Here is an 18,155-nt window from a genome sequence, read left to right as displayed (position 1 = left end):
CTAGCGGAGCTTCGCAGCGAGGAGCTGCTGGGCGGCGCCGATGACGCGGATCTTCTCACTGCTCCCGGCGGGCGGTACATACATCATCACGGCCTCGCCGTACCCGACGTCAATGCCTTTTTCCGTCTTGTCTTTGCCGGTCAGGGTTTCGTAGATCGTACCGTTGAGGTCGATCGAGTCGCCCTTGCCCTTCGGCACGCTCGAGTAGGTGTGTCCGAGGTATCCGAACACTACCGCTCCCCCGTCGCTGGTGCGCACCGCGCGGGTGTTGGCCGGGACGGCGTCGTGCTTGAAGGAGATGGTGGCTGCGTCGTCATCCGTGTCCGCGACCACCCCCGCCTGGAAGTCTGTGATCGCCTCGGCGAAGGAGTTCGTCTCGAAGGTTCCCTTGTGCTTGCCCTTGGGCGAAGTGAGGAAGTTGGCGATCGCGGCAACGGCGGCCTGCGGCGCCATGGCCAGACCCTCGGCGTCGTCCGGCTTCACCTCAGTGAGCCCCTTGCCCGGGGTCGACGCCGGGAAGGTTGTGCCGGGAAGCATCTGGATCGCCGAAACAAGCTGGTAGTTCGAGCGGGGGGTGTCCTGGCTGAGCACAAGGGCCTGGGGAACCGGGTTCTTCTCGCCCTGGGTCAGCGCCACGACCGTCCGCGGCCATGCCGTTCCCGACGGGATCATGCGGGTGAGGACCGGCGACGCCGCCACCGGCACCGGCGCCGGAACGTCGTCCGCCTTGGACCGGACGGCATACCCGCCGCTGCGCAGGTTGGCCGCGGCCCCGGAAACCCGGGACTTCAGCAGGGCGGCGTCGGAGGCCGCATCGGCCTCGGCGACTGTCGCCGCCACCGAACCGAGGATGCGCTCGAGCTGGGCATCAAGCAGCACGGGGGGTGCTTCGGCCGCGCTATCCGGTCCAGCGGCGGCGCTGGGCGTGGTTGTGCTTTCCGGCTTCTGGGTGGCCGCGTTCCCGGCGGCGGGCCCGGCCGCGGTCATTCCCAGCGCGAGTACTGCGGCGGCAGCAGGATGGGCCATCCGCGGCCGGCGGGCGCCCCGGCGTGCCGTGGCGGCGCCCTGCTGGCGCAGGTAGGCCCGGGAGCCCTCGACTGCCGGAGCCCGGCCGCCGGGCCGGGTTCCCTTGCCCCCGGCGGTGCCGGAGGAGCGAGGGGTGACGAAGGCAAGGGCGATGCCGAGCACCGTGACGAGCGCTCCGGCGACGATCAGCGGCACCGCGAACGGCGTCGAGCGGTCGTTGGGCTCGGTGATCGAGATTTCCGCGGGAGCCGGGCGCTTGCCGTCCGCAGCGAGCAGGATGGACCAGTCGCCCTCGGCCGGCTCAAGCCAGCGGTGGGTCACCGAGCCGTCTGCAGTCTCCTCGCTCGTCCACAGGTCGGCACCGCGGGGGTCGGGAACCGTCTTTTCCCCGTCGGTGAACTCCGTCGTCAGCTCTTCCTCGCCCTTGCCCGTGACGCGGAGGTGTGCGGCCTTGCCCACCCAGGCGTCGACGTCGGCGGCCCGGCCAACGGCCAGGGTGAACTGTCCCTCACCCTTGACGGTGATGTCGATCTCGGCCGCGTCGGAGTTCCGCGAGGCGGCGTCGATCACTGTCACGGGCGCCGACTGCGCCCCCGCCGGAACGCTCCAGGTCCGGGTTTCGGACGGCGCCCACAGGGTGCGCTGGCCGATGCCCAGCAGCATCAGCAGCACGCCCGCAATGATAATCGGCACTGCAATTTTCAAACGCACTCGGCTACCTATCGTCGTATAGTGGAGCGGGCGGCCGTCCTTCTGCGCAGCCCCCTGTCCGCGGGGCATGCAGGACCAAGGGTCGCAAACGCTCCCGATTCGTTCCCCAATGGTAACGAAGATCGTCCCCCCGGCCGATTTCGGCCCGCCGCCCATCTGGGCGCCCCCCGCAGTGACGGCCGGTCCGGTGCCCGCCGTGCGTAATTTTGTTCCGGTCCCGCCCGTCACGTCCCGGCTTCGGTCCGCTCCGGCTGTAGTGTTTCGCTTGTCATACCACCTGCCGCGCAGGCAGCCACTTTCGAAAGCAGAATCCAGCGTGACGAACAACGAGGAAGTCCCCGTCGACGAGCCGCTGCCCCGGCCCGAAGGAGAAAGTGCGCCGGGGGCGAACCCTGTGCCGGCTGCGGCCGGAACCCCGGCCGTTGGCGGTCCTGAGCCCTCCCGCAGGAGCCTTTCCGCCCTGCTCTCCCATGCGCGGCGGTTTCCCGGGGCCCAGCCGCGGCGGCGCTTCGAATTCCCGCCGGAGCTTGAACCGGCACCCGTTGCCGTCGATCCGAGCGTTCAGCTGACCGACGAGCGCCTCAAGTTCGGCGGAGCGTATCCGCGCTCGATGCGCCAGCACCCGATCCATTTCGGATTCATGGCAAGTGTGGGCGTGGGACTGGCGCTGCTTGCCTACTTCATCATCATGAATGTGGGCCAGCTGCTGCTCTGGATCGGCGCCGCCCTCTTCATCGCCCTTGGGCTTGACCCGATCGTGCGGTGGCTTGAAACCCGCGGGGTGCCGCGTCCGGCGGGGATCGCGGTGTCGCTGCTGATCCTTGCCGGCCTGGTTGTCGGCTTCTTCGCGACCCTCATTCCCACGATCGTCAACCAGACCTCGCAGATCGCAGAACGCGCGCCCGGTTACGCCGACGACTTCCTCAACTCCGAGCTGTTCCGCACAGTCGACCGCCAGTTCCAGGTCCGCGACAGGGTCTCGGCCGAGATCAACAACTTCTTCACCGACAGCGAGGCGGTCGGGGGGATCTTCGGCGGTGTCCTCGGTGTGGGCACCGTGATCCTCAACGGCCTCTTCGGCGCGCTCATCGTGCTGGTCCTGACCCTCTACTTCCTTGCCTCGCTGCCCTCGATGAAGAAGTGGGCCTACCGCCTGGCACCCCGCTCCCGCCGGCCCCGGGTGCAGTCCCTCTCCGAGGAGATCACGCGCAGCGTGGGCATGTACGTCATCGGGCAGGCGTGCGTGGCGCTGCTCAACGGCATTTTCGCGTTCGTGGTGATGAGCATCGTCGGGGTGCCGTTCTCGGTGCTCCTGGCATTCATCGTCGTCCTGCTGGCCTTCATCCCACTGGTGGGGGCGCTCATCGCGGCAGGCTTCGTGAGCCTTATCGCCCTCACTGTCAGCTGGCAGACTGCGCTGCTGTTCGCGATCCCCTACATCGCCTACCTGCAGTTCGAGGCCTACTTCATCTCCCCGCGCATCATGCAGCGGGCGGTTGCGGTCCCCGGCGCGGTGGCGGTCATCGCCGTCATCGCGGGCGGAAGCCTGCTCGGCGTCCTCGGCGCCCTCATCGCCATCCCGACGGCGGCCGCCGTGATGCTGCTGCTCAAGGAAGTGTTCATCGCCCGCCAGGACAGCCAGTAGGTCATCCCGCCGGGACGGCACGCAGGGGCTGGTTCGAACGGCCGGTTCTTTCGGCCCTAGGAGGCCGTGGCCACCGGCCCCTCCCACTGCGTGGGAAGCGGGGAGACCGGCGCGGGAAGCACGACGTCGGCAATCTCGTTGAGGGCCCGCGATGCGTACTTCTCGCCGACCCACAGGTGCTTGGCGCCGTCCACCCCGGTCACGACGGCCTGCGGAACGCCTGCGAAACGTTCCTCCGCGGCGTCGGGGCGGAGGTAGTCATCGAGTTCGGGGACGAGGACCGTCAGGGGGAGCCCGGACGAGGCCCAGGTGTCGAGGTCGGTGTCTTTGGCCCTGTGGAGCGGCGGGGAGATCAGGATGGCTCCCTCGATGTGCTCGGCGATCGGATCGCTCGCCCCGTATTTCAGGCACAGTTCGGTCCCGAAGGACCAGCCGACCAGCCAGATGTTCGTGAGTCCCTCGTTCACGGCCCACTTGACCGCAGCCTCGATGTCGTGGCGCTCGGAGGCGCCGCCGTCGAAGGTCCCTTCGCTGCAGCCCCGCGGAGAGCAGGTGCCGCGGGTGTTGAAGCGCAGCACTGCGATGTCGGCAAGGGCCGGAAGCCGGAAGGATGCCTTGCGGAAGAGGTGGGAGTCCATGAACCCGCCGTGCGTCGGCAGCGGGTGAAGCGTGACGAGGGTGGCCTTCGGCGTCCGGCCCGCGGGTGCGGCGAACTCGCCCACGAGCGTCAGCCCGTCGGCGGTTTTCAGTTCGATGTTCCGCCGGTCCGCCGGCAGCACCGTCGACGCGCGGATCTCGACGGGTTCCGCGCTGGTTGAGAAGACGTAGTCCTGGGGATCGCTTGCCATTTCCCCATTCTAGGGCGCCGCGCGACGGGGTCGGCGCGTCGTGCCGGCGCTGGTCAGTACCGGAAGCTGCGGGAGCGCCAGCACCGGTTGTGCCAGTGCCGGCGGTCGGCCAAAGCGGCCTCGGTGCCGAACAGGGAGTCCTCGCGCCACACCACAAGGTGGGCCAGCCCGGGCGGAATGACGGTGTTGCAGCCGGGGCAGGTGTAGTTCTTCGCCGCGTTCCGCTCGGTGATGGTGCGCACAGACCATTCGCCGTCGGGGGCGCTTTCGTGGATTGGCACGCCAAACCGGGCGAGCTCGGGGTCCCGTTCGGGCGCGGGCGCCCACTTGTTCCTTCCGCCGCTTGGCGGACGGCGGGGGCGGTTCGATCGTGGCACCCTCTAAGTCTGCCCGACGGCGCGGCCGGCGCCGAAACCGCGGCACCGGGCGGAGCGGTGCAGCCTGTCCCCCGGCGCGCGGACGGTAAGCTGTGGCGTGTGCGTTTAGTAATAGCCCGCTGCTCCGTCGACTACATCGGCCGACTCAGGGCACACCTTCCCCTTGCCACCCGCCTGCTGATGGTGAAGGCGGACGGCTCGGTCCTTGTCCACTCCGACGGAGGCTCCTACAAGCCGCTGAACTGGATGAGCCCCCCGGCATCCCTCCGTGTCTCGGCTCCCGACGAGGCGGACGCCGCCGACGGCGTCACCGAGGTGTGGACCGTCCAGCACGCCAAGAGCGACGACAAGCTTGTGATCAACATCCGCGAACAGCTCCACGAGACCTCCCACGACCTCGGTGACGATCCGGGCCTGGTCAAGGACGGCGTTGAGGCGGACCTTCAGCGGCTGCTCGCCGAACAGATCACCCTCCTCGGTGAAGGGTTCTCCCTTGTGCGCCGGGAATACATGACCGCCATCGGTCCGGTTGACATCCTGGCCAGGGACGGCGCAGGGGCGACCGTCGCCGTCGAATTGAAGCGGCGCGGCGACATCGACGGCGTCGAGCAGCTCACCCGCTACCTTGAACTGCTCAACCGGGACCCCCTCATGTCCCCCGTGCGCGGCATCTTCGCCGCACAGCAGATCAAGCCCCAGGCGCGGGTGCTCGCCGCCGACCGCGGCATCGACTGCGTGACCCTCGACTACGACGCGATGCGCGGCGTTGACGACAAGGAATCCCGCCTGTTCTAGACCGGGCTCGCCGCTGGCGGGGTGCGGGCGCATAGAATCGGAGAATGGCCAACCAGCAGGGTACTCCGCGCTTCCTATCCGGACGGCTGGTCACCGAGACGGGCATCGTCGACGACGCCGTCCTTGGCTGGGAGGAAAACCGGATCATCGTTGCCGGCCCCGCGGGACCGGCGGCGCACGGGACTCCCGCCCTCCTCCCGCCCGGGGCGCTGATCCTTCCCGGACTGGTCGACCTCCACTGCCATGGTGGCGACGGCGGTGATTTCACCTCCGGCACGAGCGCGGAAATCCGGTCGGCCGTCGACTTCCAGCACCGCAGCGGCACCACGACGCTCCTGGCCAGCACGGGTGCAGCACCCGGCGCCGACCTGCTCGCCGTGTTTCCGCTGCTCGCGGAGCTGGCCGAGGAGGGGGTCATCGCGGGCATCCACGCCGAGGGGCCGTTCCTTTCCCCGCTGAGGGCCGGCGCCCACGACCCCGCCTACCTCAGCGACCCCGACGAGGAGCTGCTCCAGCAGCTGGTCCGCGCCGCCGCGGGGCACCTGATTTCGATGACCTACGCGCCGGAGCTGCCCGGAACTGACTCCCTGGTCTTCGAGTTGGTCACCCACGGCGTCATTCCGGCAATCGGCCACACCGACTGCAGCCCGGAGCTGGCGGCGGCAGCCCTCGACCTGGTGAACGAGGAGCTCGCCTCGACGGGCTTCGACGGATTCGCCGGGCGCCCCATGGCCACCCACCTGTTCAACGCGATGCCCGCCATCCACCACCGCTCCCCCGGGCCGGTTCCGCTGCTGCTCGAGCGGGCCCGCGCCGGCGAAATCGCGGTGGAGCTGATCGCTGACAACATCCACCTCCACGCGGACACGGTGCGCATGGCCTTCAACCTCGCGGGCCCGGCGAATGTCTGCCTGGTGAGCGACGCCACCGCCGCCGCCGGCCGGGAGAACGGCGAGTACCGCCTGGGCCGGACCCGGATCAGAGTCCGCGGCGGCAGGTCCTATCTCGCCGGATCCGAGGAGATCTCCGGAGGCACCACCACGCTGCTCGACGTGGTGCGCTGCGCCGTCCGTGCGGGTGTCGACCTCGTTGACGCGGTGCGCTCGGCGTCGGCCGTGCCGTCCGGGATTCTTGGGCTCGCCGACGAACTCGGCAGCCTGAGGCCGGGGCTGCGTGCCGATGCGGTGGTTGTGTCGGAGGAGCTTGAGCTCCTCGGCGTGCTCAGGGCCGGGACGTGGATCCTCGAGCCCTCCGCACGGCGCTAGCTGCCCGCGGCGGGGCGCATCAGCGCCAGGTGCCGATGCCGATGACCGGCCCGGCCTCGAGCCAGGACGAGAGCCCGGCGTAGACCTCATACTTCATGGCCAGGCTGAGCTCCTGGCCCTCGTAGGTGAGCAACACGACGATCGCCCCCGGCTGGACGCGGTGCTTCTCCGCCTCGGACGGGTGCCGCCAGCCCTCGAGTTCGAGGGAGCTGCGCAGGAACCGGTGCCGTGGAATGGGACTGAGCGAGAACAGCCTCAGCCACTCGAGGTGCATGTCCGTATAACGACAAACCCCCATCCGCCAACCCGTTGAGGGAAGGCGGATGGAGGCGTCGAAGGTGCCGAGGGTCCGGCCAAGCTGGAAGCGCCGCAGGACCAGGGCGCCAATCATCAGCAACAGCACGCCTGCGGCGGCTGCGAGGACAATCAGCACAAGTCCCAGGGCGTCCATGGTGCGTCGGTCAGCGGTTTTCCGCGGTCACCGGACCGCCGACCTTCGCGTTGTCGGCCACGATCACGACCCGGTTGCTGTCGACGGAGAAGAATCCGCTGTCGACCCCCACGATGATGCGCTCACCGCTCACCGGCTGGATGGCCAGTTCGCCCTCGCCCAGCAGCGCAAGCACCGGCGAGTGGCCGGGAAGGATCCCGATCTCGCCCTCGCTCGTGCGCGCCTTGACCATTGTCGCCGGGCCGGACCACACGAAGTGGTCCGCCGCGACGATCTCGACTTCTAGCTCTGCAGAGGCCATGAGCGTTACTTTCCGGTCCGCTCTTGGATCTTCGCCCACTGGCGCTCGACGTCGTCGAGTCCGCCAATGTTGAAGAACGCCTGCTCGGCGATGTGGTCAAGGTCGCCGTCGCAGATGGCGGTGAAGCCCTCAATGGTGTCCTTGATGCTCACAGTTGAACCCTCAACGCCGGTGAACTGCTTGGCGGTGTAGGTGTTCTGCGAGAGGAACTGCTGGATGCGGCGGGCGCGGGAGACGACGATCTTGTCTTCTTCGGACAGTTCGTCGACACCCAGGATCGCGATGATGTCCTGGAGTTCCTTGTTCTTCTGGAGGATCTGCTTGACCCGGACCGCGGTGTTGTAGTGGTCGTGGCCAATGTACTGCGGATCCAGGATGCGCGAGGTCGACGCCAGCGGGTCGATGGCCGGGTACAGTCCACGCGAAGCGATTTCGCGGGAAAGCTCGGTCGTCGCGTCGAGGTGCGCGAAGGTCGTCGCCGGAGCCGGGTCGGTGTAGTCGTCGGCGGGGACGTAGATGGCCTGCATCGAGGTGATGGAGTGGCCCTTCGTCGAGGTGATGCGCTCCTGGAGGACGCCCATCTCATCGGCGAGGTTCGGCTGGTAACCCACGGCGGAAGGCATGCGGCCCAGCAGGGTCGACACCTCCGATCCGGCCTGGGTGAAGCGGAAGATGTTGTCGATGAAGAGCAGCACGTCCTGCTTCTGCACATCGCGGAAGTACTCCGCCATGGTCAGCGCCGACAGCGCAACCCGGAGACGGGTTCCCGGCGGCTCATCCATCTGGCCGAACACCAAGGCGGTGTCCTTGAGCACGCCGGCCTCTTCCATTTCGACCCAGAGGTCGTTGCCCTCGCGGGTACGCTCGCCCACGCCGGCGAAAACGGAGGTGCCGCCGAAGTTGCGGGCAACACGGGTGATCATTTCCTGGATCAGCACCGTCTTTCCCACACCGGCGCCGCCGAACAGGCCAATCTTTCCACCCTTGATGTAGGGGGTGAGGAGGTCGATGCTCTTGATGCCCGTTTCGAGCATCTCGGTCGAGCCCTCGAGGGAGGCGAACGAAGGAGCCTTGCGGTGGATCGGCCAGCGCTCGGTGATCTCGAGTGCCGATTCCTCGACGTCGAGGGGCTTGCCCAGCACGTTGAAGATGTGTCCCTTGACGCCGTCGCCGACGGGCACGGAGATCGCCGAGCCGGTGTCCTGCACCACGGTGCCGCGGACGAGGCCGTCGGTGGCCTGGAGCGAGATCGCCCGGACCAGGTTGTCGCCGAGGTGCTGCGAGGTCTCGAAGGTGATCATGTGCGTCTCACCGTTGAGGGTGATCTCGGTGGTCAGCGCGTTGTAGATTGCGGGGATCGCGTCAGCAGGAAACTCGACGTCGACAACCGGGCCAATGACACGTGCAATACGGCCGGTAGCTCCGGGGGCAACTGAGTCCGTACCGTGTTCAACAGTCTGGGCAGTCATCTCTCTCACTTCATTTACGTAGATGGCGTGGAACTAAGTTTATCTGGTGGATCAGGATGCGCTCAGCGCGTCGGCGCCTGCGACAATCTCCGAAAGCTCCTGCGTGATTTCCGCCTGGCGGGCGGTGTTGCGCAGACGCGTGTACTTCTTGATGAGGTCGGTCGCGTTGTCGCCTGCGGACTTCATTGCGCGCTGGCGGGCTGCGAGCTCGCTCGCCGCCGCCTGGAGCAGCGCGGCGAAGATCCTTGACTCGATGTAGCGCGGCAGGAGGGCGTCGAGCACCCGCTCCGGCTCCGGCTCGTACTCGTAGAGGGGAAGCAGATCGGAGGTGTCTCCGGCTTCTTCCTCGACGACTTCAAGCGGAAGCAGGCGGATGACCGTCGGCTCCTGCGAAACCATTGACCGGAAGCGCGTGTAGACGACGTGGATCTCGTCGACTCCGCCGTCGTCGTAGCCGGTGACGAACTGCTCGACGAGTTCCGTACCGATTTCCCGCGCGGTGGCGAACTCCGGAGCGTCGGTCCCGCCAGTCCAGAACTTCTCGTACGAGCGGCCCCGGAACTCGAAGTATGCCTGGGCCTTGCGCCCGACGAGGAAGGTCTTTACTTCCTTGCCCTCTTTACGAAGCATTTCGAGAAGCGACTCGGTCTGCTTCAGCACGCTTGCCGAGTAGGAACCGGCAAGGCCGCGGTCCGAGGTCATTACGAGAACCGCGGCGCGGCGCACCTCGGTGTGCTCGGTGGTCAGGGGGTGGTCGATCTCCGACTGCGATGCCACTGCAGAAACGGCACGGGTAATCGCATTGGCGTAAGGCAACGACGCTGCGACGCGTGTGCGTGCCTTTCCAATGCGAGAGGTCGCGATCAGCTCCATCGCCTTGAAAATCTTCCGCATCGACGTCGTCGAAGCGATTTTCTGGCGGTAGACCCGAATCTGGGCTCCCATACTTGTCCTTTCCTCCACTCCCGCGCGGGAAGTGGCTAAGGCTCAAGGCCCGGGCCGCCGGAGGACAGCGTTCTGTCCTCCGGCGGCCGCGGTGCCTCTAGCGCTTCTGCTTGACGATCTTTTCCTGGTCGACTGCGTCCTCGGAAAGGGGGTCGTGCTTCTGGTGGGCCGTGAGGCTCTCCCCCTGGCCGAAGAAGCCCTGCTTGAACTCGGCGACCTGGGACTTCAGCTCGTCGACGGTCGAGTCCTCAAGCACGTTGGTCTGCGCCAGCGTTGTGAGAACCGACGACCGGTTGCGCAGGTGGTCAAGGAACTCGGTTTCGAACCGCTTGACTTCGCTGACGGGCACCTCGTCGAGGTGTCCGTTCGTGCCGGCCCAGATCGAGACGACCTGCTCCTCGACGGGCATCGGGGAGTACTGGCCCTGCTTGAGCAGTTCCATCAGGCGCGCACCGCGGGTCAACTGCTGGCGCGAGGCGGCGTCGAGGTCCGAGGCGAACATCGCGAAGGCCTGCATGTCGCGGTACTGCGCCAGGTCAAGCTTCAACGTGCCCGAGACCTTCTTCATCGACTTGACCTGCGCGGCACCGCCAACGCGGGAAACCGAAACGCCGACGTCGACCGCAGGGCGCTGGTTGGCGTTGAACAGGTCGGACTGCAGGAAGATCTGGCCGTCCGTGATCGAGATGACGTTCGTCGGGATGTAGGCCGACACGTCGTTCGCCTTGGTCTCGATGAGCGGCAGACCCGTCATCGAACCGGCACCGAGCTCGTCGGAGAGCTTGGCACAGCGCTCGAGCAGGCGGGAGTGCAGGTAGAACACGTCGCCGGGGTAGGCTTCGCGTCCCGGCGGCCGGCGCAGCAGCAGCGACACCGCACGGTAGGCCTCGGCCTGCTTTGACAGGTCGTCAAACACGATCAGGACGTGCTTGCCGCCGTACATCCAGTGCTGGCCGATGGCCGAACCGGCGTAGGGGGCGAGGTACTTGAAGCCGGCCGGGTCGGAGGCCGGGGAAGCGACGATCGTCGTGTACTCCAGGGCACCCTTGTCTTCGAGGGTCTGGCGGACGGCGGCGATTGTCGAAGCCTTCTGACCGATTGCGACGTAGATGCAGCGGACCTGCTTCTGAACGTCGCCGGACTCCCAGTTGGCCTTCTGGTTGATGATCGTGTCGACGGCGATGGCCGACTTGCCGGTCTGGCGGTCGCCGATGATCAGCTGGCGCTGGCCGCGCCCGATCGGGATCATCGCGTCGATTGCCTTAAGACCGGTCTGCATCGGCTCGTGAACCGACTTGCGCATCGTTACGCCGGGAGCCTGAAGCTCGAGCGCGCGCCGGCCCTCGGCCTGGATCTCGCCAAGCTCATCGAGGGGCTGGCCGAGCGGGTCGACGACGCGTCCGAGGAACGCATCCCCAACGGGCACGGAGAGGATCTCGCCGGTCCGGTGTACTTCCTGGCCTTCTTCGATTCCGGAGTAGTCGCCGAGGACGACGACGCCGATCTCGCGGGTATCAAGGTTCTGGGCCAGGCCCAGCGTGCCGTCCTCGAAACGCAGCAGCTCGTTCGCCATGACCGAAGGCAGACCCTCAACCTTGGCAATGCCGTCGCTTGCGGTGGTGACGCGGCCAACTTCGACGCGCTCCGCATTTCCGGGTTCGTAGGACGCCGCAAACTCGTTCAACGCATTACGGACATCTTCAGCGTTGATGGTCAATTCGGCCATCTGCAGTCCCTGCTCTCCTGTGTTGCGATCACCACCGCCGGCGGTGACCTGTGTGTAATTCAGTGTTGGATCAATCTTCAGGCGCGGTGTGCGCCTATCCCGCCAGTCGTCGGCGGAGTTCGGACAGCCGCGTGAGCACTGTGGAGTCGACCATCTCGTCGCCCACGCTGACACGCACACCACCGATCAAGGAGGGATCAACGCTGACGTTGATCTTCAGTTCACGGCCGTACAGGCGGTTGAGCCCTGCTTCAAGCTTCGACAGCTGCTCCGGAGTCAGCGGACGGGTGACGCTGACAGTTGCGATCCACCGCTGCTGCCGCAGTGCGACAAGCTCGACGAACCGCTGGACTAGCTGGGTGGGCCGCAGGCCGCGCGGGGTGGTGACCGCCTGGCGGATGAGCAGCTTCGCCTCTGCGCCTGCGTCGGGAACCAGGCGGAACGCCAGCGCAGTCTTCGCTTCCGGGCTCGCCTGGGGATCCGACAGGGCGCGCTGCAGCTCATGGTTCGAGCCCACGAGGCCGATAAAGGAGAACAGGTCACTCTCGAGCCGGTCGAGGCCTTCAGTGCCCGATCCGGCCGCTTCCGCCACCGCAATGGCAACGGTCGCGGCGAGGGTTTCCAAAGCGTCGCCGAGGTCGCGGGGGCGGGCCCACCGCTCTGCGACGAGCGCCTTGACTACCGAGGCAGCATCAGCCGAGACCCTGCCTGCCACGAGCTGGTCCACGAGCGCCGCCTTGTCCGCGCCGGAGCGGGACGGGTCGGTCAGCGCGCGCCGCAGGCCGGCGTTGCTGTCAAGGATGGCGAGGATTCCGAAGAGCTCCTCCGCCAGCGGCAACTTCGCTCCGGGGAGGCGTGATTCAAGCTCCGCGCGGACTGTGGCAAGGGACTGGCTTGATACTCCGGCCATTACTTCGCCGCACCTGCGCTTTGGTTCTCAAGGTCGGCGAGGAAACGGTCAACGACACGTGCCGAGCGCGCGTCGTCGGCCAGCGACTCTCCAACGATGCGGCTTGCCAGATCCGTTGCCAGCGTGCCGACCTCGGCGCGGAGCGACACGACTGCTGCCTGGCGCTCGGCCTCGATCTGGACGTGAGCCTGCTCGGTGATCCGGGACGCCTCCGCTGCTGCCTTCTCCTTGAGCGAGGCAAGGATCTGGGCACCTTCGGCGCGCGCTTCCTCACGGATGCGGTTTGCCTCGGCACGGGCGTCGACAAGCTGCTGCTTGTACTCTTCGCGCGCCGCGTTGGCTTCGGCCTGGGCTGCTTCGGCCCGGGCCATTCCACCTTCGATGGCTTCGGTGCGCTCTGCGAAGGTCTTCTCGAACGCCGGCATCACGTACTTGATGACGATGAACAACAGGACCGCGAAGCCCACTAGTGTGACGAGGATTTCCCACCCGTTTGGGACGAGCGGGTTTGCGCCCTCTTCCGCTGCCATAATGGCTGCATTAAACATCTTTCACCCGTCTTTCTTCAACTGGTCTTCGGATCTCCAGCCTGGAGTTGTTAGGCGCCGATGACGAAGGCGAAGACCAGACCGAGGATCGCGAGAGCTTCGGTCAGGGCCAGGCCAAGGAAGGCGATGGGCTGAAGAACGCGCTGCGCCTCGGGCTGACGTGCTACGCCGTTGATGTATGCGGCGAATACGAGACCCACGCCGATACCACCGCCGATTGCGGAGAGACCGTATCCAACGAGGTTGAGGCTACCCTGTACTTCCATTGTGTTCCTTTCAAGATGCCGCCTTGGTGCGGCAGGTTGTTTGGGATCATCCCCGACGGGGAAGAATTTGTGATCAGTGGGCGTCGGCGTGAAGCGCGCCCTCGATGTAAATCGCGGCAAGCAGCGTGAAGACGTACGCCTGGAGGATCATGATCAGCGCTTCGAGCATATACATCGCGACCGAGCCGCCCAGGACGAGGACGCCGGTGCCCTGCAGCAGGATGCTGCCCGAGAGTGCCATGTATTCGATGGCCGAACCCGCAAGGGTGATGATGAGGTGCCCTGCGAGCATCGTCGCGAAGAGTCGGAGCGAGTGGGTCACGGGCCGCACGAGGAAGTTCGAGATGATCTCGATCGGGATCAGCAGCGGCATGATGTACCACGGGACGCCGGAGGGGACGACCGCGAGCTTGAAGTACCGCAGCCCGTGCTTCTTGATGCCGATGGCGATCCAGAGGATGTAGAAGATCCCGGCGATCGCGTAGGCGCTTCCCGGATGGGAGAAGGTCGGAAGCTGAAGGAACGGGATGGCACCGAAGATGTTGTTCACCAGGATGAAGAAGAACACGGCGAACAACCAGGGCACGTACTTCAGGTAGTCACGGCCACCGATGATGTCCTTGCCGATGGAGTTCCGTACGAACCCGTACGCGGACTCGCCGAGGAACTGCATCCTGCCCGGGACCATCTGGCCGCGCCGCGAGGCGGCGATGAAGAAGGCTGCGATGAGGATGACGGAGAGAATGATCAGCAGCATCTGCTTGCCGAAGCCACCTTCGAACCAGACGCCGTATTCACCACGCCAGGGGAAGATGTCGGGGTAGTGGGTCTCTTCAATCGTGGGGGCTACGAAGCCCTCATCAGTTGTTGCGGCCGGGAGCGCAAGCGCGATCAACGCGTTTCCTCTCTGCAGTGTCCATCGTTGGGCATGATACGACCGGGGACAGCGACACTGCTCCGGCTCATTAAGTTTTTAGGTGTCACTTCGGGCTGTTCTCCGGAGGCTCTGGGCTGCCCTGCGGCGTGGAGCCGGGATCAGAGAGGTGCGATCGGGTGAGGTTGTGCATATGGGAGAGGTAGAAACCGCCCCCGGCACCCAAGAGAGCCCCTGCGAGCACTATCCAACGTGTTCCCAGAAGATTATCCAGGCCCCACCCTATCAAACTCCAGACTAGGATCCCGCCAGTGATGTAGCTGAAGACGGCGATTCCAGCGTTGTAACCGCCCGAGCCGTAACGGCCGCGGGCATCGTCGCCGGAGCCGTTCCCCTGTGCGTTGTCAGGCGCCATGTCCTGCCTCCTCCGGGTCGTTAAAGAGCTGGTGTCGGGTACGCGAAAACACGAAGATCTCGACCGCCTGCCAGACGATCACGGTGCTGACGGCGCCGGTGAAGAACCAGGTCCGGTCGAGCCACTGCGGGGTGCCCAAAAGGAACAGTACAGCGGCGAATCCGACCACCTTGATGGCGTAGGTAACGGCGAAGAGCCCGAGGGCACCCGAGGGGTTCGTCTTCCCCGCGAAGTGGCCGATGAGCAGGCTGATGCCGAAGAAAGCGGCAACCACGCCGTAGCCGAAGGCGGCGCTGAGGGCCGCCCCGGGGCCGGCCGTGAGGGCCGCCGTCGTCGAAAGCAGGGCCGTCGTCCCCACCGTCACCGCGGCGCAGCGTACCAGGATCCGCAGCCACGGCGATCGTTCCGGACCGGAGACGCCAAGCCGCGGCCCGGCAGGGGCACCCGAGGCATCTTGAGGAGTCACAGCGTTCCGTCCGTGGTGTTTGGGGGGGTCCGTCGGCCATTGCTGGCTTCGGACCGGGAAGGCACTCGCGCGGCTTAGGCCGGCGGCGCACTCAACATTCTACAGCAGATAGAAATCGCGGGGCCCCGCCCGGGGCTCAGACTGCCCGGCGTTCCCGCCGCCTGGCTGAGGCCGCGGCAAAGAGGCGGGGGCTGTAGAGGTAGGCGCACACGACCGCTGCCGCGAACAGGGAGGCGGCGACCGCGATCGGCGGCTCGGCCGTCGCGGCGACGAAACCGGCGGCACCGGTGAGGGCGGAGGCCGCAGTGACGAGCAGGGCGACCTGGACGTGGGTGAGTCCCGTGTCGGTCAGCCGCTGGTAGACGTGCGAGCGGTGGGAGGCATAGAGGCGTTCACCCCTGCGCGCCCGCCGCAGGAAGGTGGTGAAGGTGTCGGCCAGGTAGATCAGCACCGGGGAAAGGAGGTACTCGAGGTAGACCCCGGCGAGGAGCCCTGCCACCGCGGTCGCCGCGATCGAGGCCCCCAGCAGGTAGCTGCCGACGTCGCCGAGGAAGACAAAGCCGCGGCCGAGGTTCCATGGCAGGAACGCGAGGAACGCGACGCCGATGACCAGTCCGGTCACGGTGAGCCACCACTGGCCGCTGAGCACTCCGGCGAGGGAGTAGAACCCGCCGGCGAGTGCGCCGTGCATTCCCGAAATGCCGTTGATGCCGTCCATGAAGTTCGCGGCGTTGATGTAGGTGGCGAAGGCTATTGCCCCGACGGGAACCCACCAGTAGCTCTGGCCGATCGCTGCGGCCAGGGCGGCGGTGCCCACCGCTCCGATCAGCAGCTGGATACTGGCCCTGGCCACGATCGACACTCCGCGCAGGTCTTCGATCCAGCCGATGAGGGAGGCTCCGGCGATCATGAGGAGGATGACGGCGGGCAGGGAACGGTCGACCGCGATGAGGCCTGTGGCGAGCGCGAGCACCAGGCCGCCGGCGATCCCGCCTGCCACGGCGAGGCCCATCCCCCGGATGACCACCGTGCTGTGCGACGAGCGGTGGTTGGGGACGTCGAGGACGCCGTGCCGCTGGAGGAGGGGCTTGATCGCCGCCGGAAGCAGCGCACTGAGCGTGAACGCGGCGGCCGACACCGCGACCAGCAGCGGGATCACTGCAGCGCCTTGCCGTTTGAGGGTTCGGGCATGCCCGTACCGGCGGCCAGCGGGAACGCTCCCCTGCTCCGGAACTCCTGGAGGTCGAGGTGGGAGGGATCAAGCGGGGCAACGGGCGTGTGGGAGATCTTGGGGTGGAGCGGCCGCGAATCGTCTTCATCGATTCCCACGAGGTCCTCGTGCATCTTCTCGCCGGGCCGCAGCCCGGTGAAGACAATGTCGATGTCCTTGCCGGACATCGCGATCATGCGTTGGGCCACGTCGAGGATCTTCACCGCCTCGCCCATGTCGAGGATGAGCACCTCCCCCGCACGTCCGATCGCACCGGCCTGGACCACGAGCTGGCAGGCCTCGGGGATCGTCATGAAGAACCGGGTGACCTCGGGGTCGGTCACGGTGATCGGACCTCCGTTGCGGATCTGCTCGGTGAACAGCGGAAGCATTGAGCCCCGGCTGCCGATGACATTGCCGAACCTGACCGAGACATACTTCCGGCCGGTGCGCGCGGCATACCAGGCGGTGATCCGCTCGGCCAGCCGCTTCGAATGCCCCAGCACGCTCGTGGGGTTCGCCGCCTTGTCCGTTGAGATGTTCACGAAATTCGTCACCCCTGCGGCAGCAGCCGCCCGCAGGACGTTCGCGGTGCCCTGGACGTTCGTCTTCCAGGCCTCCTCCGGGTACTGCTCGAGCAGCGAGACGTGCTTGAGTGCCGCGGCGTGGAAGACCACTTCGGGCCTGCGCTCCTCGAAGATCCCCAGGAGCGTTTCGGCGTCGCGGATGTCGGCGAGGACGGTGTCGGGCCCGGTGAGCAGCCCCCTGCCGGTCAGCGAGATCTGGGTTGTCTGCAGGCCGGTCTCGTCGCGGTCGAGCATGATCAGCTCCTTCGGGCTGAACTCGGCCAGCTGCCGGCACAGCTCGGATCCGATCGAACCGCCGGCCCCGGTGACCAGCACCCGGCGTCCGGTGATGTACCCGGCGACCTCGTCGGCGTGGATGTCGACGGGCCGCCGCCCGATGAGGTCCTCGACGGCCACCTCGCGGAAGTCGGAAAGACCCGTTCCGGCTCCAAGCATGTCGCGCAGGGGCGGGAGGACAAGAACCTTGATGCTGAGGCCCGCAACGAGGTCGGACACGCGGCGCACCTGCGATGCCTCCACCTCGGAGAAGGCGATGACGAGCACGGAGGGTTTGGTCCGTGCCACGATGTCCGGCAGGTCCTCGAGGCGCCCGAGGACGGGAACCGAGGAAAGCCGGAGGTGCTTCTTGGCCGGGTCGTCGTCGATGAGGCCGACCGGGAAGTAGGGGGATTCCGGATCCTGCATCATGCGTCCCACGAGGGAATTGCCGAGGAACCCGGCACCGTAGATCAGGGTCCGCTGGGCGTCTTCGCCCGGACGCGCCTTGCTCTCGACGTACATGCGCTTGAGGTAGCGGGTGGAGGCGAGGAAGATGCACGCGAAGGGGAACGCGATGATGCCGATGCTGCGGGGAATTTCGATCACGGTGAAGAAGGCGACGCTGACCAGGACCAGGATCACCGAGACGATGACCGTCACGATGACCAGCAGCTTGGCTTCGTGGAAGCTCCCGAAGCTGTAGCGCCCGCGGTAGAGGGCGAAACTCAAGCCCACGAGCAGCTGGGCGGCGACGGCGACCGCGCAGAAGACGACCACGCCCTCGGCGTTGATCTCGTTGACGAGCAGCTCGTAGCGCAGCACCAGCGCGAGGAGGATCGCCACCACCCAGGCCACGGCGTCCAGCATGTACTGGGACCACAGCCAGAAAGCGGGTTTTTCCCCGCGCGGGGTCATGGTTTCGGTGGATCCCCTCGGGGGTTCACTGTGACCGTCGGTTCGACTCATGGTTCCTAACAAACGTTGAGGCAGGAGTTCGCCTGCCGGCGTCCTCGGACCCCGCGGGTTCTGCTCGGCCGTTGGACTGCGGCGGTGTAATAGACT

19 protein-coding genes are annotated in these 18,155 nt (G+C 66.6%); 3 read left to right on the top strand and 16 right to left on the bottom strand.

What is annotated here, in order from left to right; genetic code table 11:
* Positions 1-1,719: a DUF8094 domain-containing protein gene (locus AC4D14_RS01655; protein ID WP_490899848.1), complete on the bottom strand. Its 1,719-nt coding sequence runs from the start codon at positions 1,717-1,719 to the stop codon at positions 1-3.
* A gap of 334 nt (positions 1,720-2,053) precedes the next feature.
* Here AC4D14_RS01655 and AC4D14_RS01650 point away from each other — a divergent pair, with 334 nt between their 5' ends.
* Positions 2,054-3,382 carry an AI-2E family transporter gene (locus AC4D14_RS01650; protein WP_490899847.1) on the top strand — a complete coding sequence of 443 codons (1,329 nt, stop codon included), beginning with the start codon at positions 2,054-2,056 and terminating at the stop codon, positions 3,380-3,382.
* A gap of 56 nt (positions 3,383-3,438) precedes the next feature.
* Here AC4D14_RS01650 and AC4D14_RS01645 read toward each other — a convergent pair whose 3' ends face one another.
* On the bottom strand, positions 3,439-4,230 hold the full coding sequence (locus AC4D14_RS01645; protein WP_490899846.1) for an alpha/beta hydrolase: 792 nt from the start codon (positions 4,228-4,230) through the stop codon (positions 3,439-3,441).
* Positions 4,231-4,283: 53 nt separating this feature from the next.
* Positions 4,284-4,607, bottom strand: a complete 324-nt coding sequence (locus AC4D14_RS01640) for an Rv1322 family protein (RefSeq protein ID WP_490899845.1) — start codon at positions 4,605-4,607, stop codon at positions 4,284-4,286.
* Between the two features lie 99 nt (positions 4,608-4,706).
* Here AC4D14_RS01640 and nucS point away from each other — a divergent pair, with 99 nt between their 5' ends.
* Together nucS and AC4D14_RS01630 are read left to right on the top strand one after the other, a co-directional pair.
* The gene (gene nucS, locus AC4D14_RS01635; protein WP_490899844.1) at positions 4,707-5,402 is read left to right on the top strand and encodes an endonuclease NucS; all 696 of its coding nucleotides are present in this window, start codon (positions 4,707-4,709) and stop codon (positions 5,400-5,402) included.
* 44 nt (positions 5,403-5,446) lie between these two features.
* A complete protein-coding gene (locus AC4D14_RS01630; protein WP_490899843.1) occupies positions 5,447-6,667 on the top strand; it encodes an N-acetylglucosamine-6-phosphate deacetylase in 1,221 nt (406 codons plus the stop codon).
* Between the two features lie 19 nt (positions 6,668-6,686).
* On the opposite strand, the gene AC4D14_RS01625 is transcribed toward AC4D14_RS01630, so the two are convergent.
* The 13 genes from AC4D14_RS01625 to AC4D14_RS01565 all read right to left on the bottom strand — a co-directional run bounded on the left by AC4D14_RS01625 (position 6,687) and on the right by AC4D14_RS01565 (position 18,059).
* Positions 6,687-7,118: a DUF2550 domain-containing protein gene (locus tag AC4D14_RS01625; protein WP_490899842.1), complete on the bottom strand. Its 432-nt coding sequence runs from the start codon at positions 7,116-7,118 to the stop codon at positions 6,687-6,689.
* A 10-nt stretch (positions 7,119-7,128) separates the two neighbouring features.
* Complete coding sequence (locus AC4D14_RS01620) at positions 7,129-7,419, bottom strand: F0F1 ATP synthase subunit epsilon (protein WP_490899841.1); 291 nt, start codon at positions 7,417-7,419, stop codon at positions 7,129-7,131.
* Positions 7,420-7,424: 5 nt separating this feature from the next.
* Positions 7,425-8,888, bottom strand: coding sequence for a F0F1 ATP synthase subunit beta (gene atpD / locus AC4D14_RS01615; RefSeq protein WP_490899840.1), 1,464 nt, complete (start codon positions 8,886-8,888; stop codon positions 7,425-7,427).
* A gap of 51 nt (positions 8,889-8,939) precedes the next feature.
* Positions 8,940-9,833, bottom strand: coding sequence for a F0F1 ATP synthase subunit gamma (locus AC4D14_RS01610; protein WP_490899839.1), 894 nt, complete (start codon positions 9,831-9,833; stop codon positions 8,940-8,942).
* 97 nt (positions 9,834-9,930) lie between these two features.
* Entirely contained in the window at positions 9,931-11,559 is a 1,629-nt protein-coding gene (gene atpA / locus AC4D14_RS01605; RefSeq protein ID WP_490899838.1) for a F0F1 ATP synthase subunit alpha, read from the bottom strand.
* A 94-nt stretch (positions 11,560-11,653) separates the two neighbouring features.
* A complete protein-coding gene (locus tag AC4D14_RS01600; protein ID WP_490899837.1) occupies positions 11,654-12,469 on the bottom strand; it encodes a F0F1 ATP synthase subunit delta in 816 nt (271 codons plus the stop codon).
* On the bottom strand, positions 12,469-13,017 hold the full coding sequence (locus AC4D14_RS01595; RefSeq protein WP_490899836.1) for a F0F1 ATP synthase subunit B: 549 nt from the start codon (positions 13,015-13,017) through the stop codon (positions 12,469-12,471). The genes AC4D14_RS01600 and AC4D14_RS01595 overlap by 1 nt, the downstream gene beginning before the upstream one ends.
* A gap of 50 nt (positions 13,018-13,067) precedes the next feature.
* Positions 13,068-13,283 (bottom strand): ATP synthase F0 subunit C, encoded by a 216-nt coding sequence (locus tag AC4D14_RS01590; protein ID WP_019481292.1) that lies wholly within the window; start codon positions 13,281-13,283, stop codon positions 13,068-13,070.
* Between the two features lie 73 nt (positions 13,284-13,356).
* Positions 13,357-14,178, bottom strand: coding sequence for a F0F1 ATP synthase subunit A (atpB, locus tag AC4D14_RS01585; protein WP_490899835.1), 822 nt, complete (start codon positions 14,176-14,178; stop codon positions 13,357-13,359).
* 85 nt (positions 14,179-14,263) lie between these two features.
* A complete protein-coding gene (locus tag AC4D14_RS01580; protein WP_490899834.1) occupies positions 14,264-14,572 on the bottom strand; it encodes a hypothetical protein in 309 nt (102 codons plus the stop codon).
* Positions 14,562-15,038, bottom strand: a complete 477-nt coding sequence (locus AC4D14_RS01575; RefSeq protein ID WP_490899833.1) for a Cg1360 family ATP-synthase-associated protein — start codon at positions 15,036-15,038, stop codon at positions 14,562-14,564. Before AC4D14_RS01575 ends, AC4D14_RS01580 begins: the two co-directional genes overlap by 11 nt.
* 136 nt (positions 15,039-15,174) lie before the next feature.
* Positions 15,175-16,197, bottom strand: a complete 1,023-nt coding sequence (locus AC4D14_RS01570) for an MraY family glycosyltransferase (protein ID WP_490899832.1) — start codon at positions 16,195-16,197, stop codon at positions 15,175-15,177.
* Positions 16,194-18,059 carry a polysaccharide biosynthesis protein gene (locus tag AC4D14_RS01565; protein WP_490899831.1) on the bottom strand — a complete coding sequence of 622 codons (1,866 nt, stop codon included), beginning with the start codon at positions 18,057-18,059 and terminating at the stop codon, positions 16,194-16,196. Before AC4D14_RS01565 ends, AC4D14_RS01570 begins: the two co-directional genes overlap by 4 nt.
* Positions 18,060-18,155 lie beyond the last annotated feature (96 nt).

The sequence above is a fragment of the Arthrobacter sp. TJ-254 genome (genome assembly GCF_058269175.1).
Note: the sequence above shows the minus strand (reverse complement) of the source record. Positions and strands in the feature narration are given on the sequence as shown.